The 22,131-nt window shown below is 70.8% G+C and carries 17 protein-coding genes and 1 pseudogene; 7 read left to right on the top strand and 11 right to left on the bottom strand.

Annotated elements, in window-relative coordinates; genetic code table 11:
• Positions 1-108 precede the first annotated feature (108 nt).
• Positions 109-1,008, top strand: a pseudogene (locus OHU74_RS00645) (cation:proton antiporter); the annotation flags it as partial.
• Between the two features lie 61 nt (positions 1,009-1,069).
• Positions 1,070-2,650 (top strand): DUF4118 domain-containing protein, encoded by a 1,581-nt coding sequence (locus tag OHU74_RS00640; RefSeq protein WP_371614021.1) that lies wholly within the window; start codon positions 1,070-1,072, stop codon positions 2,648-2,650.
• A gap of 36 nt (positions 2,651-2,686) precedes the next feature.
• On the opposite strand, the gene OHU74_RS00635 is transcribed toward OHU74_RS00640, so the two are convergent.
• The 4 genes from OHU74_RS00635 to kdpF all read right to left on the bottom strand — a co-directional run bounded on the left by OHU74_RS00635 (position 2,687) and on the right by kdpF (position 8,189).
• Positions 2,687-3,247, bottom strand: coding sequence for a hypothetical protein (locus OHU74_RS00635; RefSeq protein WP_371614020.1), 561 nt, complete (start codon positions 3,245-3,247; stop codon positions 2,687-2,689).
• Positions 3,248-3,452: 205 nt separating this feature from the next.
• Complete coding sequence (locus OHU74_RS00630) at positions 3,453-5,498, bottom strand: NAD-binding protein (protein WP_371614019.1); 2,046 nt, start codon at positions 5,496-5,498, stop codon at positions 3,453-3,455.
• Between the two features lie 4 nt (positions 5,499-5,502).
• Positions 5,503-8,097 (bottom strand): ATP-binding protein, encoded by a 2,595-nt coding sequence (locus OHU74_RS00625; protein WP_371614018.1) that lies wholly within the window; start codon positions 8,095-8,097, stop codon positions 5,503-5,505.
• Between the two features lie 2 nt (positions 8,098-8,099).
• Positions 8,100-8,189 (bottom strand): K(+)-transporting ATPase subunit F, encoded by a 90-nt coding sequence (kdpF, locus tag OHU74_RS00620; protein ID WP_371614017.1) that lies wholly within the window; start codon positions 8,187-8,189, stop codon positions 8,100-8,102.
• Between the two features lie 212 nt (positions 8,190-8,401).
• Between kdpF and OHU74_RS00615 the strand changes: the two genes are divergently transcribed.
• A complete protein-coding gene (locus OHU74_RS00615; RefSeq protein WP_371614016.1) occupies positions 8,402-9,964 on the top strand; it encodes a Na+/H+ antiporter in 1,563 nt (520 codons plus the stop codon).
• Between the two features lie 22 nt (positions 9,965-9,986).
• Here OHU74_RS00615 and OHU74_RS00610 read toward each other — a convergent pair whose 3' ends face one another.
• Complete coding sequence (locus OHU74_RS00610; RefSeq protein ID WP_371614015.1) at positions 9,987-10,772, bottom strand: GNAT family N-acetyltransferase; 786 nt, start codon at positions 10,770-10,772, stop codon at positions 9,987-9,989.
• 566 nt (positions 10,773-11,338) lie between these two features.
• Between OHU74_RS00610 and OHU74_RS00605 the strand changes: the two genes are divergently transcribed.
• Together OHU74_RS00605 and OHU74_RS00600 are read left to right on the top strand one after the other, a co-directional pair.
• Positions 11,339-12,025: a response regulator gene (locus OHU74_RS00605; RefSeq protein WP_371614014.1), complete on the top strand. Its 687-nt coding sequence runs from the start codon at positions 11,339-11,341 to the stop codon at positions 12,023-12,025.
• A 180-nt stretch (positions 12,026-12,205) separates the two neighbouring features.
• Positions 12,206-13,786 carry a hypothetical protein gene (locus OHU74_RS00600; RefSeq protein WP_371614013.1) on the top strand — a complete coding sequence of 527 codons (1,581 nt, stop codon included), beginning with the start codon at positions 12,206-12,208 and terminating at the stop codon, positions 13,784-13,786.
• 43 nt (positions 13,787-13,829) lie between these two features.
• Here the strand turns inward: OHU74_RS00600 and OHU74_RS00595 are convergent, their stop codons facing one another.
• From OHU74_RS00595 to OHU74_RS00585, 3 genes are all read right to left on the bottom strand, one after another.
• A complete protein-coding gene (locus OHU74_RS00595) occupies positions 13,830-14,681 on the bottom strand; it encodes an alpha/beta fold hydrolase (protein WP_371614012.1) in 852 nt (283 codons plus the stop codon).
• On the bottom strand, positions 14,678-15,454 hold the full coding sequence (locus OHU74_RS00590; protein WP_371614011.1) for a GNAT family N-acetyltransferase: 777 nt from the start codon (positions 15,452-15,454) through the stop codon (positions 14,678-14,680). The genes OHU74_RS00595 and OHU74_RS00590 overlap by 4 nt, the downstream gene beginning before the upstream one ends.
• A 159-nt stretch (positions 15,455-15,613) precedes the next feature.
• Positions 15,614-16,432: an SDR family NAD(P)-dependent oxidoreductase gene (locus tag OHU74_RS00585; RefSeq protein ID WP_371614010.1), complete on the bottom strand. Its 819-nt coding sequence runs from the start codon at positions 16,430-16,432 to the stop codon at positions 15,614-15,616.
• Between the two features lie 734 nt (positions 16,433-17,166).
• Here OHU74_RS00585 and OHU74_RS00580 point away from each other — a divergent pair.
• Both OHU74_RS00580 and OHU74_RS00575 read left to right on the top strand, forming a co-directional pair.
• Entirely contained in the window at positions 17,167-17,583 is a 417-nt protein-coding gene (locus tag OHU74_RS00580) for a hypothetical protein (RefSeq protein WP_371614009.1), read from the top strand.
• Positions 17,580-17,912, top strand: coding sequence for a winged helix-turn-helix domain-containing protein (locus OHU74_RS00575; RefSeq protein ID WP_371614008.1), 333 nt, complete (start codon positions 17,580-17,582; stop codon positions 17,910-17,912). Before OHU74_RS00580 ends, OHU74_RS00575 begins: the two co-directional genes overlap by 4 nt.
• 76 nt (positions 17,913-17,988) lie before the next feature.
• Here the strand turns inward: OHU74_RS00575 and OHU74_RS00570 are convergent, their stop codons facing one another.
• The 3 genes from OHU74_RS00570 to OHU74_RS00560 form a co-directional block, all read right to left on the bottom strand.
• Positions 17,989-20,532, bottom strand: coding sequence for an ATP-binding protein (locus tag OHU74_RS00570; RefSeq protein WP_371614007.1), 2,544 nt, complete (start codon positions 20,530-20,532; stop codon positions 17,989-17,991).
• Between the two features lie 60 nt (positions 20,533-20,592).
• Positions 20,593-21,282 (bottom strand): response regulator, encoded by a 690-nt coding sequence (locus tag OHU74_RS00565; RefSeq protein ID WP_371614006.1) that lies wholly within the window; start codon positions 21,280-21,282, stop codon positions 20,593-20,595.
• Positions 21,283-21,407: 125 nt separating this feature from the next.
• Entirely contained in the window at positions 21,408-22,124 is a 717-nt protein-coding gene (locus tag OHU74_RS00560) for a potassium-transporting ATPase subunit C (protein ID WP_371614005.1), read from the bottom strand.
• Between the last annotated feature and the right edge of the window lie 7 nt (positions 22,125-22,131).

The following is a 22,131-nucleotide window of genomic DNA, read 5'->3' as shown; positions in this document are numbered from 1 at the left end:
GGACCCCCCGGCCGGTGCCGGGATACGTCCCGTCCGCGGCCTGTCCACCATGAGCATGAGCCTGTGGGCAGGCGAAACCGGCCACCCATCAGGAGACAAGGGGACAGCATGCTCGGCCTGGAACTCGTCGTCGTGCTGGGGGCGGCCGTCCTGCTGTGCGGTGTACTCGCCCCGCGGCTGCGGATCAGCCGCCCGGTCCTCCTGCTGACCTGCGGCGTGCTCGCAGGCCTCGTACCCGCCCTGAGTGAGGTCCGACTGGAGCCGGACGTCATCCTGATGCTGTTCCTGCCCGTCCTGCTCTACTGGGAGAGCCTGACGGCCTCGCTCCGCTCGATCCGCCGGGGACTGCGCGGTGTCGTCCTGGTCAGCACCCTGCTGGTCATCGCGACCGCCGCGGCGGTCGCCGCCGCAGCCCACGCCTTCGGGCTGCCGTGGGGTCCCGCCTGGGTGCTCGGTGCCGCCGTCGCCCCCACCGATGCGACCGCCGTGGCCGCCCTCGGGCGGCTCCTGCCGCAGCGCAGCCTGGACATGCTCAAGGCGGAGAGCCTGGTCAACGACGGCACCGCCCTGGTCCTCTACGGCGTCGCGGTCGGGGTCACCACCGGCGGCGAGCACCTCGGTGCGGCCCACGTCGGCCGGCTGTTCCTGGTCGCCTACGTCGGTGGCGCGGCGGCCGGCGCGCTCATCGCCTTGCCCGCCCTGTACATCCTGCGCCGCCTGAACGACCCGATGCTCAGCAACGTCCTGGCACTGCTCACCCCGTTCGCCGCGTACCTCCTGGCCGAATCCGTCGAGGCGTCCGGGGTCCTCGCCGTGGTCGTCTGCGGCTTGATCGTCAGCCGTGCCGCGCCCAGGGCCAGCGACGCCGCGGCCCGCACCGTCGGCGTCCCGTTCTTCTCCATGGCCACCTACCTGCTGAACGCGACGCTGTTCCTCCTGGTCGGCCTGGAGATCCCCTCCGCGGTCCGCGACCTGTCCAGCACCGACCTCACCACGGCGCTCGTCATCGTCCTCGTGGTCTTCCTCGCCCTGGTGGCCGTACGGATCGCTTTCCTGTTCATGGCCGCTGGTGGAGTCGCTGGGTGGCAGCTACCACCAGACCACCGGCGACGACATCCCCGAAGCGCTGCTCCAGTTCGCGGAGGCCGAGAACGTCACGCAGATCGTGCTGGGCGCGAGCCGCAGCGGAAGGCTCTCCACCTTCCTCCGCGCCGGTGTGGGGCACCGGACGATCCAGCGGTCCGGCCCCATCGATGTCCTGGTGATCACTCACGAGCACGCCGCCGGGGCGACCTCGTCCCTGCGGCTGCCGCACCCGAGTCGTGCCACCGGCCCACGCCGGTTCTGGACGGCGATGCTGCTCGCGGCGATCACACTGCCGGGCCTGACCGCCGTCCTGGTCCTCCTGGCCGAGCACGTGGACCTCGCCTTCGCCCTGGTGCTCTACCTGCTGACCGTCGTCGTGATCGCCCTGGTCGGGGGCCTCGTTCCCGCGCTGCTGGCCGCTCTCTCCGCGGGACTGCTCGCCGATTACTACTTCACCCCACCGGTCCACTCGCTGCGCGTCGAGCGCCTCTCCGACGTCCTCGCGCTGGTGGTGTACGTCGTCACAGCGGTCATCGTCGGCATAGCAGCGGGCACGGCCGCGCGCCGCACGTACCAGGCCGTCCGTGCGAGCGCCGAGGCACGGGCGCTGAGCCGACTGGCCACCGCCATGATGCACGGGCAGGACCTCCCGACCCCGCTCGAACAGGTGCGGGAGGACTTCGGCCTGGAGGCGGTGAGCCTGCTGGCACGCGACACGGGGCATGCTGCCGAGCCGCGCTGGTACGTCGTCGCCAGCACCGGGGAGCATCCGCCCGAGCGCCCGTACGACGCCGATGTGGAGAGCCCTGTCGGCGACGACCTCACACTGGCCGCCCGGGGGCGCCCACTGAGCGGCGACGACCAGCGCGTACTGGGGGCGTGCGAGGCCCAGTTGGGTATGGCCTACTCCCACGGGCGGCTCGCCGCCCACGATGCCGAATCGGGCCTGCGTGCCACAGTCGAGCACACCAGGGCCTCACTCCTCCTCACCGCGAGCCGCGACCTGAGGGGCCCGCTGAGTACGGCAGACGACGCACTGAGCAGCCTGGGCGCCGGTACGGATCCGGAGGAGACCCGGCTCCTCGCCGCAGCCCGGTCGTCGGTGGGCCGCGCCGTCCAGCTCGTCTCGGATCTCGACGAGCTGAGCCGCTTGCACGCCGGGGCACTCGACCTGTACCTGCGGCCGGTCGCCCTCGACGAGGTGTTGACCGCCGTGCTCGATGCACTGGGACCCGGCGGTCACACGATCCAGTGCAGGCTGCCGGAGCAGCTGCCCGATGTGATCGCCGACGCGGCCGTGCTCACGCGCGTACTGACCGCGTCGGCGGCCGAGGCACAGCGACACAGCCCGCCGGACCGGCCCCCGCGGCTGACGGCCGAGATCCGTGGCGGGCAGGTGCAGATCCACGTGGAAGACGGTGCCGACGAGACGGTCCGGGGCGCGGAATGCGGGACGCATCCGAGTCGCAGGCCGGACAGTCTGACCCTGCGGATGTGCCGTGACCTCATGGAGAGCATGGGGGAACCCTTGGAACCACGGGCGCCGGCTCCGGCTTCTCCGTGACGCTCACGCTTCCGGCGGCGGCTCCCCGGCGGCCGATCACTGCAGGCCGGAGGCCCTGAAGACGGTGAGGGCCGTCTCGCGGTTGATGCGCTCCGTCAACTCGCACAGGGCGATCACCCCGTACCGCAGAGTGCCGTGCCGGATCGACGCGCGGGCGTCCGTGTCGAAGCGGTGCCACATCGCCGGGTTACGGACCAGGACGGTCGGATCGATCTCGACCTGGTTCCCCTCCGTGTCGCGGAGGACCATCCGCTGTGCCACCCCGTCGGACCACCGGACCGAGACGAGGGAGTCGGTGCGGACGGTGTGTTCCACCAGCATTCCTCGGGCGCTCAGAAGTCCGGGGCCTACGGAGACCCTGGCGGGCAGCAGGATCACGAAGACGAGGACGGCCAGGCCGGTCCAGAGGGCGCCGCGGGTCGCGTCGAGCCGGCCGACGCCCGCGTCCAAGACGAACAGGGCCGAGCACAGGAGCGACGCGATACCGACGGCCGAGCGCCGCTCGCCGGCCCAGTGGATGTCGCGTGCGAGAGGTCCTGAGGGCTCCGAGGCGGCGGTGTCTGCACCGGTCTCGGACTGTGTGAAACGTCGTTCCATGGAGGTGACGTTAGGGCCGGTCAGAGCCCGGGTGCCGGACCCTGACGCAGTGCTGATGTGATTGCTACGGCCTTTTGACGGTAGCCGTTTCGCGGTGGCCCCCTGTCGGGTCAGTGGCCTGATGAGCCGGGGGCGGCTGAGGGGGAATTCCAGGGTGCGGGGGCAGATGGTGGTGCGAAGGGGCCGGCCCGGTTGGCCATGAGGATCAGCATCGTTCCGACGGCGAGCACGGTGATGACGATGAGGGCGAGCCCGACGGGATTGCGGGCGTTGTAGTAATAGCGGTTCGTTCCCCACTGGCTCCGCTTGAAGACCGGTTCGTCGTCGTGGTGCACAGGCTGTCTCCCAGTCGAAGCTTCTTGGTGATCCATCCGATGTCGATTCCGGTCGAGGGTAGATCACTGGGTCGGACGCGGTCGTCGTGGCGCAGCACCCGTCCGTGGGGTGGGCGCCAGTTGAAGGCGGGCCGGTCCGTGCGGAATCCGCCGAGGGTGTCGGTCGAGGATGCCGACTGCCGGCCGGTGGCGGTGGGGCCGACGGCGAGTACCCGCCACTCATGCTCCTTGAAGGCCGCGTGTATCGAGCGGCCTTCGAGTTCGGGATGGCCGGCCACATCCACGACGGTGAACAGGAGGGAGCCGCGTTCCACCGGCATGACGCCCAGAACGTGGCGGCCCATCATCGCGGCGGCGAAGGACGGCGCGGCCAACGCCGAGACACTGCGGCTGCGGGTGAGTGCCTCCGGGTGTCCGGCGCGCAGGGTGCGGGAGACGGTGGCGGCGAAGTCGTCGTCGTACAGGCGCATCACCGCGCGCACGCGGGGGTTGCTCTCGCGGGCGGCCATGACGATGTCGAGGTTCTCGCCGTCGTCATGGGTGAGGACGAGCAAGGATCTGCTGGTGCCTATGCGGGCGAGGTCGAGCACCCCGGGAGCGGCGGCGTCCTCGAGCAGCAGGTGCACGCCGAGCTCGCGTGCCAGCGCGACTCCTCGGGCCTGCGGGTCCCGCTCGATGACCACCACCGTGTGGTCAGTCGTGCACAGCTGTGCCAGGGCGCGCGTGCCGATCTTGCCGAGGCCCACCAGGACGATGTGGTCGCGCAGGGCCGCGTCCGGTACGTGGTTGGCCGATGCGGCGCGAAAGGCCAGCGTGGCGTTCATCGCGGCGGCCACGACGAGGGGGAGCACGGCCAGGCCGACGAAACCGGCGATGAGCTGGAGGACTTGGCGAGCCGTGGACTCCTCGGTCGCCGGGTCGCCCATGGTGAAGATGTCCAGGAGGGGCAGGTACACCGACTTCCAGAGGGGACCGTCCTCCACGAGGGCCGTCACCGTGGCGAGGAGGACCACGGCCACGCCGAGGATCCCGAAGACGGCGGTCACTTCGCGGGAGACGAAGATCCTCCACGGCAGGTGCCCGAACCGGTCCCGCAGCCAGCCTCGGTAGTCCCGTCGGCGTCGGGAGGGGGACTCCGGCGCGTGGTGCTGGGTGACCTCTTCGAGCATGAGGCGGCCGTGTGTGAACTGGCGGTGGTAGGCGGTCGCCGTATCGGGGAGCAGCTGGGTGCCGTTCGCGCCGGGGGTCTCCGCGCTGTCCCCGCCCTGCGGGTCGTCCATGTGGGTGCCGGAGAGGACGGCGAGCGTGGCCAGGTCCGTTGCATGCGGCGGGGTCCCGGCGGGGCGTACGACACCGCGGAACACCTTGCCCTCGACCTGGAGGGTGGGCCCGTGTCCGACCGCGGCCGCGGCGACCAGTTCAGGGACGGCTGTGTCGGCGTCGGAGAGGATCTTCGTGGACGCGTCGATGAAGCCGTCGTCATACGGGGAACGCGCGGCCGCCGCCCGGTCGAGGAGAAGTTCGAGGTGGCGGCCGCGCTCCCGGTTGAACATGCGGATGACGAGGCGTACGTGCGGGTTGATGCTGCGGGCGAGCAGGGCCGCGGTCGTGTTCACCTGGTCGTCGCCGTAGGTCAGCGCGAGCGCCGCGGCACGCTCCACGCCGGCCTGCCGAAGGGCCTGTTCATCGGGGCGGGCGGAGACGAGCAGCTCTACGGGGGAGCGCGGATCGCGGTGCAGGGCGGCGACCTCGCTGCCGTGCCCCTCGCGCCGCGAAGGCAGTACGACCGTGACGGCCTCGCCGCAGACGGCGTCGAGCTCCTGTGCCAGGCGGTGCGCGAGTCCGTCGTCGCCGCAGATGATCATGTGCTGGGAGCGCTGCCCGGGTTCGGCTCGCAGGTGGAGGGTCGAGGTCATGCGGTCAGGGCCGTCCCGCTGTCACCTGGGCGGCGACGGGCAGGGAAAGGACCATGGTGAGACCTCCGCCAGGGGTGTCCTCGGGGGTGAGCGTGCCGTCCATGGCCTCGGTGAGTCCCCTGGCCAGGGCGAGGCCCAGGCCGAGTCCGGCCGTGTTGTCGCGGTCGCCGAGGCGCTGGAACGGCTCGAAGGCGCGCTCACGGTCGTCGGCGGCGATGCCAGGGCCGTGGTCGGCGATCCGGACTTCGACCTGCCCTGCCAGGGCGCTGGCCGTCACCAGTACCGGACGGTCAGCGGGCGCGTGGCGGACGGCGTTGCCGACGAGGTTGGCCAGTACCCGTTCGAGGAGGGGCGGATCGGCCAGCAGGGCCGGTACCGCTTCCAGGGTTTGTACGTCGATGGCGGGCCGGTGTCCGGGGCTGAGGCCCAGCGAGTCGAGCGCGACGGGAAGGACCTCCTCGAGTGTGGTGGCCCGCAGGTCGAGGGTGAGGGCGCCGGCTTGCAGCCGGCTGAGATCGAGCAGGTTCTCCACCAGGCGGTTCAGCCGGTGCAGTGACACCTCGGCGGATTCCAGCAGTTCGTCCCGGTCCTGGGCGGAGAACTCCACCTCCTGATTGCGCAGGGAGCCGACTGCGGCCAGTGCCCCGGCCAAGGGGGTCCGCAGGTCGTGGCTGACGGCGCGGAGCAGGGCGGTGCGCAGGCGGTCGGCCGCCTTGATCGGTTCGACTTCGGCCGCCACCTCGGCTGCGGCCTCGGTCAGACGGGCCCGCTCGACCGCGGCGCCGACGTGCGCGGCGAAGGCGGCCAGGACACGGCGTTCGGAGTACGGCAGCGCACGGCCGCGCAGGACGAGGAAGGCCTCGGGGCCTGCTGCCACCACGAGGGCGGAGTCCGCCGCGCTGTGGGGGCGGCGGCCGCGGTCCGTGCCCGGGTCAGGGGCTTCGGCGGTCAGCTCGACGGTGTCCATGCCGAAGGTCTCCCGAGTGCGTTCCAGCAGGGCCGGGATCGTCTGGTCGCCGCGGACGATGCTGCCGGCGAGCGACGACATGGTCTCCGCCTCGGCCGTCGCCCGCGCCGAGCGGCGGGAGAGCCTCAGGGACCGGTCCGCCGCGGCGGCCACCGTAGCGGCGACGACGGCGAACACCACCAGCGCCAGCACACTGTCCGGGTCGCTCATGGTGAACTCGCCGATCGGCGGCATGAACCAGTAGTTCAGCAGCAGTGCGGCGGTGAGCGCCGCGATCAGGGCCGAGACCACTCCGCCGATGCAGGCCACGCCGACGATGGCCACCAAGAACAGCAGTGCCTCGCTGGTGAGGTTCAGCGTGCCGCGCATGCGGTCGAGGGCGAGCGTGAGCAGTAAGGGGAGCAGCAGGGCGGCCACCGGCCCGGCGATGAGCCGGGATGTGGGGAGCGTACGGCGCCGGGAGGGCAGGAGGCGGCCGTGGCCGGCCCGTTCGTGCGTGACCATGTGGACGTCGATGTCCTCGGACAGCGCCACCACGGTCTCGCCGATGCCCCGGCCGGTGAGGAATCGTTCCAGCCGACGGCGGCGGCTTGTACCGAGGACCAGCTGGGTGGCGTTCTCTGCCATGGCGAAGTCCACCAGTGCGGTGGGTACTTCGTCACCGACGACGGAGTGGTAGCTGCCGCCGAGGTCCTCGACGAGGGCCCGTTGTCCGGCCAGGGCCGCGTGGGAGACGCCTGCGGCGAGCCCGTCGCTGCGCGCGACGTGCACGGCCAGCAGTTCACCGCCGGCGGAGCGGCCCGCGATGCGTGCCGCCCGCCGGATGAGGGTCTCGCCCTCGGGTCCGCCGGTGAGGGCCACCACGACCCGTTCCCGGGTCTCCCAGACATCCCCGATGCCGTGCTCGGTGCGGTATTTGTGCAGGGCCTCGTCCACCCGGTCGGCCAGCCAGAGGAGCGCCAACTCCCGTAGCGCGATGAGGTTGCCGGGGCGGAAGTAGTTGGCGAGGGAGGCGTCGATCCGTTCCGGGGGATAGATGTTGCCGTGCGCCATCCGGCGGCGGAGTCCCTCGGGAGGTATGTCGACCAGCTCGATCTCGTGGGCGCGACGTACGAACTCGTCGGGCACGGTCTCGCGTTGCGGAACACCGGTGATCTTCTCGACGACGTCGCTGAGGGACTCCAGGTGCTGGATGTTGAGGGTCGTCACAACGTCGATCCCGGCGGCGAGGATCTCCTCGACGTCCTGCCACCGCTTCGGGTGCCGGCCCGCCCCCGGGACGTTGGTGTGGGCGAGCTCGTCGATCAGCACCATCTGGGGCCGTCTGGACAGGAGTGCCTCCCTGTCCAGTTCGGCATACCGGCCGCCGCGGCACTCGTGTCCGGCGCGGGGGAGGCTCTCCAGACCGTCGAGCTTCGCTTCGGTGTGCCGGCGCCGGTGGCACTCGACGAAGCCGGCCACCACGTCCGACCCCCGGGCCGCCCGGCGGTGGGCCTCGTCGAGCATCCGGTAGGTCTTGCCGACGCCGGGGGCGGCCCCGAGGAAGACCTTGAGTCTTCCGGGGCGCGCGACGGTCTGTCGGTCCTGGGTCCCCGGCTCCGCCTCCGGGCTGGACGCCTGGGTGGTCGCCATCGTCAGAACTTCTCCGGGAAGAACACGGCCAGGATCAGATAGCCCCCCAGACAGACCGCGACGACGATTCCTACGATGGTTTCCGTACTCACGCGTACCCGACTCCTCTGTGCGCCCTCAACCTGACCAGCGAACACCAGCGATACCGTGAACAGAACCTCCCTGACGCGCTCCTGACGGCCCTCGGCCGGGACTTTGACGGTGTATTGACGGCCGGTGCGCCGATAGGGTGAAGGCGGTGTGCCGGGAAGTCTGGTCGGCGTCGCGGGCCGCGTGGCCCGCGTCGAATCGGTGGGGGCTTCACATGCGCAGCGTCGGTACGGTCTTGTTCCTCGTGGTGCTGGCCACGGTCGTGGCCACGGGGGCCCGTCGGTGGCGAATTCCCGCCCCCTCACTGCTCGTTGTCGCGGGCCTCGTGGTCGCGCTGATCCCGGGCACTCCGGAGATCCGGGTCAGTCCCGAACTGATCGGTCTCGTCGTCCTGCCGCCCCTGCTGTACGCGAGCGCCGAGGAACTGTCCTGGCGCGAACTGCGCCTGGTGTGGAAGCCGGTAAGCGTCCTCGCGGTCGGTCTGGTGCTGGCCTCGGCGGCCGCGGTCGGGGCGGTGGCATCGCTGCTCACCCCACTGACCTGGCCGATGGCGCTGGTCCTGGGGGCCATCCTCGCGAGTACGGACCCGGTGGCCGTCACCGCACTCGGCCGCCGACTCGCCCTGCCGCCCCGCGTCCAGGTCCTCGTACAGGCCGAGAGCCTCTTCAACGACGCCACGTCGCTCCTGCTCTTCCGGGTCGCGGTCGTCGTCGCAGCGGCCTCGGCGGGGTTCTCCTGGCGGGCGGCGGGCACCGAGTTCGCGCTGCTCGCCGGCGGAGGCATCCTGATCGGCGGAGCGGTCGCGGGGGTCGTGGCGTTGATCCGGCGCAGGACCGAGGACCCCGTGCTGGAGACCGTCATCGCCCTGGTGACGCCGTACGCCGCCTACGTGCTGGCGGAGGCGGTGCACGCGTCCGGCGTGACCTCCGTCGTGGTGGCGGGCGTGGTGCTCGGCGGCCGGGCCGACCGGTTCACCAACGCCCCCATACGGATCCAGCTGCACGCGGTGAACGGCACCGTGGTCTTCCTGCTGGAGAGCGTGGTCTTCAGTCTGATCGGCCTCACCCTGCCGGGGCAGGTCGCCGCGCTCGGCGCTGCCGACCGGCTCTGGCCCCTGTACGCGCTGGTGGTCGCCGTGACGCTGATCGCAGTACGCCTGCTGTGGGTGCTGCCGCTGTCGGCCGTCGTCCAGCGGAGCGCGGGTGCGCGTGCCTCCTGGCGGATCCCGGTCGTGCTGACCTGGGCGGGCACGCGGGGCGTCGTCCCCCTGGCCGCGGCCCTCTCCATCCCCGTCGCGGCGGACGACGGCAGCCTGCTCGGTCAGCGCCCGCTGGTGCTCGTACTGACCACCTCGGTGGTGGTGGTCACCCTGGTTGCCCAGGGCTTCACCCTCGCCGACGTGGTCCGCCGCTCCGGAATCGCCCTCGAACCCGACCACACCGAGCGCGAGGAGGCCTCCGCCCGGTGCAGCCTCGCCGCCGCGGGCATCCGGCGGCTGGATGAGATGTCCGACCTCGAAGCCGTACCGGACGTGGTGGCCGACCGGCTCCGGCGCAGCCTGCAGGCCCGCCTGGAGCACGCCCGCGACCGCCTGGAGGAAGCCGACCCGGCCGGATCGGCGGAGCACGTCTACCGGCTGCTGCGCCGCGACCTGATCCGGGTGGAGGCCGTAGAACTCCAACGCCTCTACGACGACCACCGCATCAGCGACACCACCCGCCGACGGCTCCAGCGCTCCCTGGACCTGGAGGAGGCGCGCCTCGACCTGGCGACCTGAGATGCACAGGTGAGTACGCCGTTCACGCGGGTACCGGGCTCGCCCGGACCGTACGCGCCCTGGCGCGGCCCGTGACGTGGTGGACGTACTCGCGGCTCAGCCGGAACCCCGCCGACCAGGCAAGGAGCCGGCTGGGCCGGTTGTCGCGAGAGCAGCACCAGCTCGCGGCGCGTCCACGGCCCCGGATGTCCGCGGTCAGGCCTGCGACGCAGGCGAGTGCGAGGTGCTCGCGCCGCCGGTCGGGCACGGTGACCACCGCGATGTCCTCGTAGGCGCTGCCGAGGAAGTAGGTGCAGGCGACGGAGAGGATCCGGTCCTTCGCGAATGCGGCCCAGCCGTGGCCGGAGGCGGCGAGGCCGGCGGGCCCGCCCCAACTGGCGTGGATCCAGGCGTTCTCGGAGTGCAGCTGGGCGAGCGCTGGAGCGTCCCCGGGCACCAGGCGCCGTACCGTGACGCCACGCAGTGGCCGGGGGAGCAGCGCCCGTGCCTGGTGGACGTAGACCATGCGTTCCCAGGGGTCGACACGCTCGAAGGAGGCGCCGAGCGAGGGCCAGAACCGTGCGGGTGCTTCCACGTACTGGTTGGCGAACCGGCTCAGGGTACCCGGGGCGAGCGCGCTCGGGTCGCCGCGCAGCAGCACGTGGTCCGCGCAGGTGACGGCGAGGACGCGGGGCCGGTCGGGGCGGTCGGCCCACCAGACGCCGGAACCCGTGGTCAGCACGTGCTCGGCGAGGGCCCCGGGGCCGGGTGAGCCCGTGGGGAACCAGCGGCTCAGGGCGGGCAGCTGCTGCGGGGCGATTTCGATCATGAACTGTCTCCAGTGGTACGCGGGAATGTGGGCGCGGCGCGGCATCCGACTGCCGACCGGGCGGACGGAACCGGGGCGTGCGAAGAGTGCGGCCCCGTGCCCGCCAGGGATGGGGGCGGGCACGGGGCGTGAGCGGCAGCCCGACTTACGGGCGGAGGGGCGGGCGGCCGCGAACGGGGCGGTGCGTCAACGCACCGGCAGGTGAGCAGCGCGCGAGGCCGGGCGCACCGTATGCGGTGGCCGGTCGTCGTGGCGCAGAGCGCTGTTCACGTCATTCATCCAACTGCCTTGCGAGGCCGGACTCAAGGAGGCCGCCCCGACCTTGACACCGCTCTGACACGGCTCTGATACGGGCGGACCGGGAGGGTTCCGGCCTCCCGGGCCATGTGTGCTCCGGGGTGGCATCAGCTGTGCGTCAAGAAGGGGCTGATCGCCATCAGGGGGGCGTCAAGGTCACGGCCGTCGGCGTATGGAGGTCGTCAACGCCTGCCGAGGCGGACCGAATCCGCTGTTCTCTGGTGATCGCATGTCCATGGGGGACGTAACGACGGGAAGGTGGCACGCCGATGACCCGGGTGCTGGTGGTGGACGACGAGCCGCGGCTCGCACGGTTGCTGGTCATCAATCTGAAGGCGCGCACGTACGAGGTGGACTGCGCGCACGACGGGCGCGCGGCTCTGGACGCCGTGGCGGCGCGACGCCCGGACGCCGTCCTGCTGGACCTCGGGCTGCCCGACATGGACGGGATCGAGGTGCTTACGCGGCTTCGCATATGGTCACAGGTGCCCGTCCTGGTGGTCTCCGCCCGCCACGGTTCCGAGGAGAAGATCCAGGCCCTGGACGCGGGCGCCGACGACTACATCACCAAGCCCTTCAGCATGGACGAGCTGATGGCCAGGCTGGGAGCCGTCGTCCGTCGCACACCGGCACGGGGCACGGACGCCGTGGACGAATCGGTCGTGGAGACCGAGGAGTTCACCGTCGATCTCCTCGCGAAGAAGGCCAGACGCGGAGGGGCGAACATCAGGCTCACACCGACGGAATGGCACCTCCTGGAGGTCCTGATCCGCAACCGGGGCAAGCTCGTCAGCCAGCGCCGGCTGCTCCAGGAGGTGTGGGGATCCTCGTACGGAACCCAGACCAACTACCTCCGGGTGTATATGGCGCACCTCAGGCGGAAGCTTGAGGCGGACCCATCGCACCCGCGCCATCTGATCACCGCCCCCGGTATGGGGTACCGCTTCGACGCGTGAGCGGGGTGAAGGCGGCGGGGGCGCTGACAAGGACCCGTAAGTACCACGTCAAGGCCCCATCAATTTGGATTCCCTCCGCATATGGTGTCCATCAACGCGCCTGGTGAGTAGAACAGTTGAGCCAGATGCTGGCGTGCACGCGGGGCCGTACGAACGGCCCGGGTGTGGGCTGGAGAGTGCGTGACGATCACCGCCGGTACCGAACAGGCCGAGGTAGCCGGGGCCCCGGGAGCTCTCACCGAGAGCCCCGCACCCGAAGCTGGCGAACCTGGGCCACTGCGACCGCTCACTGGAGAGGAACGCGGGGGAGGATCGTCGGGACTGCGGCCTCCTGCCGCGATCGTCCGGGCGGCCCGGCTGATCGCCGACCGCTACCGGGCCACCCTGCTCGGCCGACTGCGCCTCGCACGCGCAGCCTGCGTTCTCCCTGCCGCCGGGCTGCTGATCCTGCTCGTGGTCGCGGCGACGGGGGCGGACACCAGTTGGGGGGAGACGGCCCAGCGCGACGCGCCCCGTACGATCTCCGCGACCCAACTCAACCTCGCTCTGAACGACATGGACGCCCAAACGGCGAACATACTGCTCTCCAGCGGAGATTCGGGCACCGGTGAGGGACGCTTCGAGGAGTCGTACACGAAGGCCAACGGCTTCTACCGGGAGGCCCAGGAGACCATCAGCCGCTCCCTGCGGACGCTCGCCGCCTCCTCGGAAGGTGACCCGGCCACCGAGGTCGTCGTCGTTACGCTCACCGACGACTTCGCGCACTACCAGGAGCTGCTCGGGCGGGCCCTGGAGAACGACAGCCATGCCGGAGGCAAGGACGCCGCGCGCGAGGACTACCGGACCGCGACCGATCTCCTCGCCGCGCGGCTGCTGCCGCAGGCCCGCAAGCTCGTCGACGCGAACAACGCGGTGTACGAACGGCGGTACGCCACGGCGCGGAGCGACCTCGCCGTGCAGCGGATCGCCGAAGCCGTCATCGGGGTCCTGCTGATCGCCGCGCTCGTGCTGCTCCAGGTCCGCCTGGCCCGCCGCTTCCACCGGGTCTTCAACCCGGGCCTGATTGCTGCCACCCTCTGTGGCGTGGTCGCGGTGGTGTCCGGAGCGCAGTTGCTCACGATCACCAACGACCGTATGAAGGTGGCCCGCCGGGACTCCTTCGACTCCGTCATCGCACTGTCGCGGTCCAAGGCGATCGGCTACGACGCCAACGCGGACGAGAGCCGCTACCTCCTGGACCCGGACCGACGCGCCGCGTACGAGCTGTCCTTCCTCGACAAGTCGCAGCAGTTGTACGGGATCCCGGGCGCCGGACTCGACACGTACGACCGGAAGCTCGACGAGCTCTGGGCGGCGTACCGGAAGGACCGCGAGGACAAGCGGTTCACCGGTGAGTACCGGCGCGAGCTGGACAACATCACCTTTGCGGGGGAGCGGGAGGCCGCCGAGAAGACCATCGAGGCGTACGCCGTCTACCAGCGCGACGACCGGACGATGCGGCGACTGGTGGCCGAAGGGAAGCAGCGAGAGGCCACGGTCTTCTGCATCGGCTGGGCGTCGGACACTTCCAACGCCCACTTCGGCGGATGGATGAAGGCTCTGGACGAGGTCACCGCCGTCAACCAGCGGCACTTCGACCTAGCCGTCCAGGAAGGCCGCGGGGCGCTGAACACGCGGGGCCCGCTGGCCGGCGCGTCGCTGCTGCTCGCGGCCGGGTTGACGGTGCTGGGGCTGCGGCGCCGACTGGCCGAGTTCCGGTGAGTGTTACAGCCGCGTGGACGATCATCGTGCTCGATGATCCCGCTCATACAAGGTCCGCCAGCCGGCCGGGGTGTTCCTCGGTCACGAGGTGGCCGGCGTCCGGGATGACGTGCAGGTCGGTGCCGAGCAGGGTCCGGACGGCCGGGGCGAGCCGTCGCGGTGGCAGGAAGATGTCGTGCGTTCCCGTGGCGACCAGCCGGGGAACGGCATACGCCGGAAGGTCTGCCATGCCAGGAGCTCCACTCGAGCGGGAGTGGCGTGCGACCAGAGTCATCCACTCCACCAGCTCCTCGCGCGGCTGGTGGCCGGGCGCGAGCATGGCCCGCAGGAGCCGGGTGCTGCGCGCCTGAGTCGGTCGGACGAACCAGGCGGCGGAGACGGCGAGCAGCCCGGGAGTGAGGCGCAGCCTGCCCAGTCCGCCGGGGGAGACGAGCACGAGACGGTCGATGCGCGGCGACGGGCTGGACAGCGCGATGGCGGCGCCGAAGGAGTGCCCGACCACCACCACGGGACCCGTCGCGGCGGCCGCGTCGAGGACCTCGCTCAGCCAGGTGCCGTACCACGAGAGGCGGCCGCCGGAGATCCCGCGTTCCCCGGAGCTGAGACCGGGCTGTCCGGGTACGTCCGGCAGGACGAGCCGATGGCCGGCCGCGACCAGGGCGGTTGCCAGGGGAAGAGATGCGGCGGCGTTGAAGTTCGTACCCGGCACGAAGACCACCGTGGTCGGGCCGGAACCGGCGCTCACCAGGTGGGTCTGTGCTCCACCGGCCGTCAAGGTCGCCCGCTCGTGCGGCACCGGCCATGCGTCGAGCCGGTCGGTGCACCAGCGGCGGATGTGCTCGCGGCCCGCCGTGCTGCGGTAGATGGAGTCCACCCGGTGAGTATCGCTTCTCATCCTGCCGCTTCCCTTCCGGTTGCCGCAGGTGTGCCGACGGCGTAGTGGGCGTACTCCCGCTCCGGACGGAAATCGGCGGTCCAGGCGAGCAGGCGTCCCGGGCGGTTGCTCGCGGAGCAGGTCCAGCTGGGCGTGTGGCCGCGGGCCGCTATGTCCGAGCACAGGGCGTTGACGCAGTCGAGGGCCAGGTACTGCAGGCGCGGGTCCGGCACGGTGACACAGGCGACGTCCTCGTAGGCAGTGCCGAGGAAGTAGGTGCAGGCCAGGGCCACGATGCGGTCATTGTGGAAGGCGGCCCAGGCGTAGCCGGAGCGGGCTAGGGCGTCCGGTCCGCCCCAGGTGCGATGTATCCAGCCCATCGCGGTCGGGAGGGTAGTGAGCGCGCGCGTGTCCCGGGCGTTCAGCCTGCGTATGGTCGCGCCCCTGGGCGCCCGGGTGGCCGGTACGGGGGAGCTCTTGACGTACACCATGCGCTGCCACGGCACGACCCGGTCGAAGGCGGCCCCGATGAGGGGAAGGAAGCGGCCCGGAGCCTCGATGGAGCGGTCGGCGAAGACCGCGAGATCCTGCGGTGTCAGGGCCTGGGGGTCTCCGCGCAGGAGTACGTGGTCCCCGCATTCGGCGGCGATGACGCGCGGTTGGATGACGCGGTCCACCCACCAGCGGCCGGCCTCGGTGGTCAGGACGTGCTCGGTGAGGGCGGCTGAGCCCGGAGCCCCCGTGGGGTACCAGCGGAGGAGGTCCGGGAGTCGGTGGGACGGCAGGTTGATCATGAGGTTCCTTGTCGGTACATGGCGGCGGGGCGGCCTTGGTCAGAGGCCGCCCCGCGGAACGGGCTGGTGGCTAGCAGCAGGGTTTGCTGCCGTGGTTGGACCCCTTCTTGCGGCGGGATCTCTTCTTACGGGCGCGCTTGGACATGGCTGTGGATCCCTTCAGGCGGTGTGGCCGACGAGGAGGTCGGCGAGCTTGTTGAGGCGCTTGATGGTGCGGTCCTCGGTGGCGGCGGCGGCCGGGGCGACGCGCTCGGAGCGGTCGTAGTAGGCGCCGTTGACGATCTCGGTGGCCGGGTCGCAGAGCCGTACGACGTGCTCGGCACCTTCGGCGGCCGGCGCGCCCTCGTGTCCGTAGAGGGGGAGCAGGCCGGTGTCGCAGATGCCGGGGTTGACGGAGACGGCGGTGACGCGCGGGTCGGCGGCGAAGACGGTCAGGGCCAGCTGCGACTGGGCGTACGCGGCGAGGCGGGAGTAACGCCGGACCCGCTGCGGGTCGTTCCACTGGATGGCCCCTGAACGGTGCAGTGCGGAGGAGACGTTGACGACGCGCCCGCCGGGGTCGGTGGTGAGGGCGGGCTCCAGGAGGTTCGTGAGGAGGTAGTGGGCGAGGAAGTTGACCTGGAAGGAGATCTCGTTGCCGTCTGCGGTGAGCGTGTGGCGCTCGGGCGCGGCGATGGCAGCGTTGTTGACGAGCGCGTCCAAGCGCGGGTGGTCCCGTACGACGGCGTGAGCGAGGTTCTCGACCTCGTCCAGGCGGGCGAAGTCGGCGGCGAGCGGACGCAGTAGAGCGGCGGAGATGCCTGCGGAGGCGATCAGCCGGTCGGTCGCGGCCTGCGCCTCTTCGGGGGTGCGGCCGTGGACGAGGACGGTGGCGCCGAGTTCAGCGAGTTGGCGGGCGCTCTCGTAGCCGATGCCGGAGGTGGCTCCGGTGACGAGGACGGTACGTCCGGACAGGGATGCGGGCAGGGATGAGGACATGTCGATTCCTGGAAGCAGGCATGGCTGACGCCCCCGGCACCCCGGCTTGAAGCAGGGGCGTGGGCTCAGGTCATGCGGTGGAGGTGAGGATGCGTACGAGGCCAAGACCGGCACCCCTCGGGGACAGTCGGCAGATACGCGGAGGACGCGCGGCCGCTATCAGTCGGCCGGGCGGACAGCGGGCGCCGTCGGCTGCACCGGATTCGGTGGCCGATCGTCGTAGCGCGGACCGCTGTTCATGAGTCCATCCCAGCGTACGGGGGATGTGGCGGCAAGCTCCTGAACGGGACTTTGACGGCCTCCTGATGGCCGTCGGGTGAAGGGGTGAGTCCGGTCTTCCTGCAGGTCATCAGGGCCGCATCAAAGATCGCCGGTCGCGCGGAAGGAACGCGTCAAGAGGTGTTGTCGAGGCCGTCGGCCGGAAGCAGACTGGCGGAGCGACGGAGCCGGGTGACGGCCCGGCGGTACGCGGCTGGAGGTCGGTGACCTGAACACCGACAGGAGGCGCATGGCCCGACCGTGGGGGTAGGGGTCGATGCGACCGCGGACCGGTCAACGTCGTACAACACATGAGCCGTCCGGCTTCCGGTGGGGGATACCGGAGCCGGACGGCTCGCGTGTTTCCAGGCCCCTGCGTGCACCGAGCTTCCTCATCGGCAAGTACTTGCTAGTATGGAAAGTAGATGCCGGGGTGGCAGCTCAAGGTTGCCCGGCGGCGACGGGAGGGGTGGGCCATGCCTGAACAGGCCGATGCGGTCGCATCGTTGAAGGGGATCGCGCGGATCGAGTCGGCCGCGAGGGGGCGGAGCGGCTGGTACGCCGGGTACCTCTGGTTGTTCGCCGTGTGGCAGCTCGTCCTCGTGCCGACGGTACTGATGTGGCACGGGCCGACGGGGACCATCGTCAGCACGCTGGCCAACGCCCTTGTGGTCATGGGGCTGTCCCTGTTCGCGACTCGGCAGCCCGTGGTCCCGCGCGGGTACGGAGGCCGTCACCTCAGAGTGATCGGCGTCTGGGCGGTCGCCTACGTCCTGGCCCTCGTGCTCGGCCTCACCGTCTTCCTGGACAGCATCGCTTTCGCGGCCGTGGCCGCCGTCGCGTGCGCGCTGCCGGCCGCCGCGGCAGCCTGGCGGGAGGCGCGCGCCGTATGACGCCGAAAGCTTCGACGGGTGCCGGTCAGGGACCCCATCCGCGACACGGACTCGCGCCCCTTCTGGAGTCGTCGGTCCGCCTGTCGATCATCGCGGCGCTCGCTGCCGTGGAGAAGGCCGAGTTCGCCTATGTCCGGGATCTCGTTGAGATCACCGACTCCACCTTGTCGAAACAGGTCTCGCGCCTGGAAGAAGCGGGCTGGGTGACGGTAGAGAAGGGGCAGGTCGGGCGCCGGCCCCGGACCTGGCTGTGTCTGACCGGGGAGGGACTGGCCACCTATCGGCGCCACCTCGCCGCGCTGACGGCGATCGCGGGCCCACTGCACTGAGACGAGCGACGATCGCCGGCCACGGGAAGTGACCGGCGATCGCCGGGACCGAGCCTGGTCGGCGGTCGCCGTGATGTCAGGTGACCGCCGAGGTCGGGAGTTCCGCGGTGACCGGCGGGGCGCTGCCCGCGATGGGGAGGGTGATGACCATGGTGAGGCCGCCGCCGGGGGTGTCTTCGGCGGTGAGTGTGCCGCCGATGGCCTCGGTGAAGCCGCGGGCGACGGCGAGGCCGAGGCCGACTCCGGCTCCGCGTGGGGCATCGCCGTGGCGTTGGAAGGGTTCGAAGATGCGGTCCTTGGCTTCGTCGGGGACCCCGGGGCCCCGGTCGACGACGCGCAGTTCGACGCGGCTGGCGAGGGCGCTGGCCGAGACGTTGACCGGTTGGCCGGCTGGGCTGTACTTGACGGCGTTCTCGACGATGTTGGCGACGGCCCGTTCCAGCAGGCCGCGGTCGACGGCGATCATCGGCAGGGTTTCGGGGATGTCCAGGAGGACGCTGTCCTCTGGTACGCCGCCCAGCGCCATCGGGACGACCTCGTCGAGGTCGGTCTCGCGGATCAGCGGGACGACGGTGCCGGTGTTGAGGCGGGACATGTCGAGGAGGTTCCCGATCAGGGCGGCGAGGCGGTCGGCGCCGTCCTCGATGCCCTCCAGGAGCTCGGCCTTGTCCTCTTCGGACCATTCGACGTCGGCGGAGCGCAGGGAGCTGACGGAGGCCTTGATGCCGGCGAGCGGGGTGCGCAGGTCGTGGCTGACGGCGGCGAGCAGGGCGGTGCGGATGCGGTTGGCCTCGGCGAGCCCGCGGGACTTCTCGGCCTGGTCCACGAGGCGCTGGCGGTCGAGTACGACGGCTGCCTGGGCGGCGAAGGCGCCGAGGACCCGGCGGTCCTCGGCCGGGAGCACCCGGCCGGTGAGGGCGAGGGCCATGTTGTCGCCGATGGGCAGGTCCACGTCCGCGTCCTCGGGGCGGCTGACGGCGCCGGTGCCGACGGATGCGGCCGTGGTCCACGGGTCGACCTCGCTGGTGCGTTCCAGGAGGACGACCGACTGCATGGCGAAGGTTTCGCGGAGGCGCTCCAGGAGGGCGTCGAGGGAGTCCTCGCCGCGCAGGACGCTGCCCGCGAGGAAGGACAGGATCTCGGATTCGGCGCGCAGCCTGGCGGCCTGGTGGGTGCGCCGGGCGGCCAGGTCGACCACGGATGCCACCGACACGGCCACGCCCACGAAGATCGCGATGGCGACGATGTTCTTCGGGTCCGAGATGGTGAACTCGTGCAGCGGCGGGGTGAAGTAGTAGTTCAGGAGCAGGGAGCCGAAGGCCGCCGAGGCAAGTGCGGGGAGCAGTCCACCGAACAGTGCCGCCGCCACCGTGAAGGTGAGGAAGAGCAGCATGTCGTTCGCGAGCCCGATGTCGGGGACGATCTGGTTGAGCAGGACGGTCAACAGCGCGGGGCCGGCGATACCGGCCACCCAGCCCCAGATGATGCGCGAGCGCCCCAGCCGCGCCCCTCGGGCGACCGGGAGACCCCGGCCCTTGGCGGCCTCGTCGTGGGTGACGATGTGGACGTCGAGGTCGGGTCCCGATTCGCGGGCCACGGTGGCGCTGACGCCGGGGCGGAAGACGGACTGCCAGGAGCGGCGGCGGCTGACGCCGAGCACGATCTGGGTGGCGTTGCACCCGCGGGCGAACTCCAGGAGTGCGTCGGGGACGCTGTCGCCTATGACGTGGTGGAAGGTGCCGCCGAGGTCTTCCACCAGGGTCCGCTGGACGGCGAGTTCCTTGGGGGAGGCGGAGGTCAGGCCGTCACTGGCGGCGATGTAGACGGCGAGGACCTCGCCGCCGGAGCCCTTCTCGGCGAGGCGGGCGGCGCGGCGGATGAGCGTACGGCCTTCCGGGCCGCCGGTGAGGCCGACGACGATGCGTTCGCGGGCCTGCCAGGTGGAGCGGATGTTGTGCTCGCCGCGGTACTCCTGGAGGTACTCGTCGACCCGGTCGGCCACCCAGAGCAGGGCGAGCTCGCGCAGGGCGGTGAGGTTCCCCGGGCGGAAGTAGTTGGAGAGGGCCGCGTCGACCTTGTCGGGCTTGTAGACGTTGCCGTGGGCCATGCGCCGGCGCAGGGCCTGCGGGGACATGTCGACCAGCTCGATCTGATCGGCCCGCCGGGCGACTTCGTCGGGGACCGTCTCGCGCTGACGGACCCCGGTGATCGTCTCGACCACGTCGCCCAGCGATTCGAGGTGCTGGATGTTGACGGTGGAGACGACGTCGATGCCGGCCTGGAGCAGTTCCTCGACGTCCTGCCAGCGCTTGGCGTTGCGCGAGCCCGGTACGTTGGTGTGCGCGAGCTCGTCCACCAGCGCGACGGCGGGGCGGCGCGCGAGGATCGCGTCGACGTCCATCTCGGTGAAGGTGGAGCCGCGGTACGCGATCTCGCGCCGCGGGACGAGTTCGAGGCCGTGCAGCATGACTTCGGTGCGCGGGCGGTGGTGGTGCTCGACGAAGCCGACGACGCAGTCGGTGCCCCGCTCGGTCCGGCGGTGCGCCTCGGAGAGCATCGCGTACGTCTTGCCGACGCCCGGTGCCGCGCCGAGGTAGATGCGGAGCTTGCCGCGTCCCATGTTCCGACTCTTCTTCTCTGCTGGTGATGGGGGCTCTGTTGTGGATCTTCGTGCGGGTGATCAGGGTTCGAAGCGGTATCCCATGCCCGGCTCGGTGATCAGATAGCGCGGGTGTGAGGGATCCGCCTCCAGTTTGCGCCGTAGCTGGGCCATGTAGACCCGCAGGTAGTTGGTGTTCTCCCCGTAGGTCGGTCCCCAGACTTCCAGCAGCAGCTGCCCCTGGCTGATCAGCCGACCCGGGTGGGTGATGAGGATCTCCAGCAGGTGCCATTCGGTCGGGGTCAGCCGCACGGTGCGCTCGCCCCGGTGCACCTTCTTCGCGATCAGATCGATGCTGAACTCGTCGGTCGTGACGACGGAGACCTCGGCCGACTGGGAGGCCTCGGGACCCTCCTGCCTGCGAGTGGCTGCCCGCAGACGGGCCAGCAGCTCGTCCATGCTGAACGGCTTCGTGACGTAGTCGTCCGCGCCGGCGTCCAGGGCGCGGATCTTGTCCTCCGAGGTGTGTCGGGCGGAGAGGACCAGGATGGGGACCTTGCTCCAGCCGCGGACACCCTTGATGACTTCAATGCCGTCCATGTCGGGCAGTCCGAGGTCGAGCACTATGACGTCCGGCTTGTGGGCGGCGGCGAGCCGCAGGGCCGTGCTGCCGTCGGCTGCTTCCTCGACCTCGAACTTGCGCGCCTGGAGGTTGATCTTCAGTGCGCGGACGAGCTGCGGGTCGTCTTCCACTACCAGCACCCGAGTCATCGGTGTGCAGCCTTTCCTTCGTTGCGGGCACGGCAAGAAGCCGACGGGGCACCGGGGGCTCCTCCCAGCGGTAGCTGGGGGAGCTTCGGCGCCCCGCCGGCTTCGTTACCGTGCGATGTGGAACATCAGCTCTTGGACAGCGCCTTCAGGGCGATGTTGAGCTCGAGGACGTTGACGCGGGGTTCGCCCATGAAGCCGAGCGTCCGGCCCTCGGTGTGGTCGGCGACGAGCTTCTCGACCTGCTTGACGTCGAGCTTGTTCTGCTCGGCGACCCGGTGGATCTGGAGCTTGGCGTACTCGGGAGAGATCTCCGGGTCCAGGCCCGAACCGGACGAGGTGACGGCGTCGGCCGGTACGTCCTCGGGCTTGACCTGGTAGGAGGCGGTGGAGTTGTCCGCGACCACGGCGTCCTTGGCGGCGACGACTTGGGCGCAGAGGGTGCCTTCCTCCGCCTGGTCGGTGCACTTGCCGTTGACCGCGCCGTTGTCGGCGGAGCGGTTGGTGGCGCCGGAGAGGATCAGTGCGTACTGGGTGTTGACGCTGTTGGCGCCGAGGCCGTTGGAGGGGCGGGGCTGGAACCACTTGAGGTCCGGCTTGGACGCTTCCTCCGCGTCGTTGGGGTCCTTCTTCGGCAGGTTGTAGGTCTGGCCGATGAGGGAGGAGCCGACGACCTGGCCGCTCTTGTCCTTGATCTCCGAGCCGTTGGCCTTGTTGTTGAAGGCGGCCTGGGCGATGCCGGTGACGGCGAGCGGGTAGATGACCCCGCAGATCACGGTCAGGACGAGGAGGGCGCGCAGGCCCGCGCCGATCAGGCGGAAGGTGCTGGATACGGAACTGTTCATGGCGGGA

It is taken from the genome of Streptomyces sp. NBC_00454 (assembly GCF_041434015.1).
Classification (GTDB): Bacteria; Actinomycetota; Actinomycetes; order Streptomycetales; family Streptomycetaceae; genus Streptomyces.
This window is presented reverse-complemented; position numbering and strand designations above follow the sequence as displayed.

What these genes read in the sequence shown, in the direction of transcription:
- OHU74_RS00580 (WP_371614009.1), top strand. Translation starts at nt 17,167, where the DNA reads ATGCCTGAACAGGCCGATGCGGTCGCATCGTTGAAGGGGATCGCGCGG.
- OHU74_RS00615 (WP_371614016.1), top strand. Translation starts at nt 8,402, where the DNA reads ATGCGCAGCGTCGGTACGGTCTTGTTCCTCGTGGTGCTGGCCACGGTC.
- OHU74_RS00575 (WP_371614008.1), top strand. Translation starts at nt 17,580, where the DNA reads ATGACGCCGAAAGCTTCGACGGGTGCCGGTCAGGGACCCCATCCGCGA.
- OHU74_RS00590 (WP_371614011.1), bottom strand. Translation starts at nt 15,454, where the DNA reads ATGATCAACCTGCCGTCCCACCGACTCCCGGACCTCCTCCGCTGGTAC.
- OHU74_RS00625 (WP_371614018.1), bottom strand. Translation starts at nt 8,097, where the DNA reads ATGGCGACCACCCAGGCGTCCAGCCCGGAGGCGGAGCCGGGGACCCAG.
- OHU74_RS00595 (WP_371614012.1), bottom strand. Translation starts at nt 14,681, where the DNA reads ATGAGAAGCGATACTCACCGGGTGGACTCCATCTACCGCAGCACGGCG.
- OHU74_RS00605 (WP_371614014.1), top strand. Translation starts at nt 11,339, where the DNA reads ATGACCCGGGTGCTGGTGGTGGACGACGAGCCGCGGCTCGCACGGTTG.
- OHU74_RS00610 (WP_371614015.1), bottom strand. Translation starts at nt 10,772, where the DNA reads ATGATCGAAATCGCCCCGCAGCAGCTGCCCGCCCTGAGCCGCTGGTTC.
- OHU74_RS00635 (WP_371614020.1), bottom strand. Translation starts at nt 3,247, where the DNA reads ATGGAACGACGTTTCACACAGTCCGAGACCGGTGCAGACACCGCCGCC.
- OHU74_RS00630 (WP_371614019.1), bottom strand. Translation starts at nt 5,498, where the DNA reads ATGACCTCGACCCTCCACCTGCGAGCCGAACCCGGGCAGCGCTCCCAG.
- OHU74_RS00570 (WP_371614007.1), bottom strand. Translation starts at nt 20,532, where the DNA reads ATGGGACGCGGCAAGCTCCGCATCTACCTCGGCGCGGCACCGGGCGTC.
- OHU74_RS00560 (WP_371614005.1), bottom strand. Translation starts at nt 22,124, where the DNA reads ATGAACAGTTCCGTATCCAGCACCTTCCGCCTGATCGGCGCGGGCCTG.
- OHU74_RS00565 (WP_371614006.1), bottom strand. Translation starts at nt 21,282, where the DNA reads ATGACTCGGGTGCTGGTAGTGGAAGACGACCCGCAGCTCGTCCGCGCA.
- OHU74_RS00585 (WP_371614010.1), bottom strand. Translation starts at nt 16,432, where the DNA reads ATGTCCTCATCCCTGCCCGCATCCCTGTCCGGACGTACCGTCCTCGTC.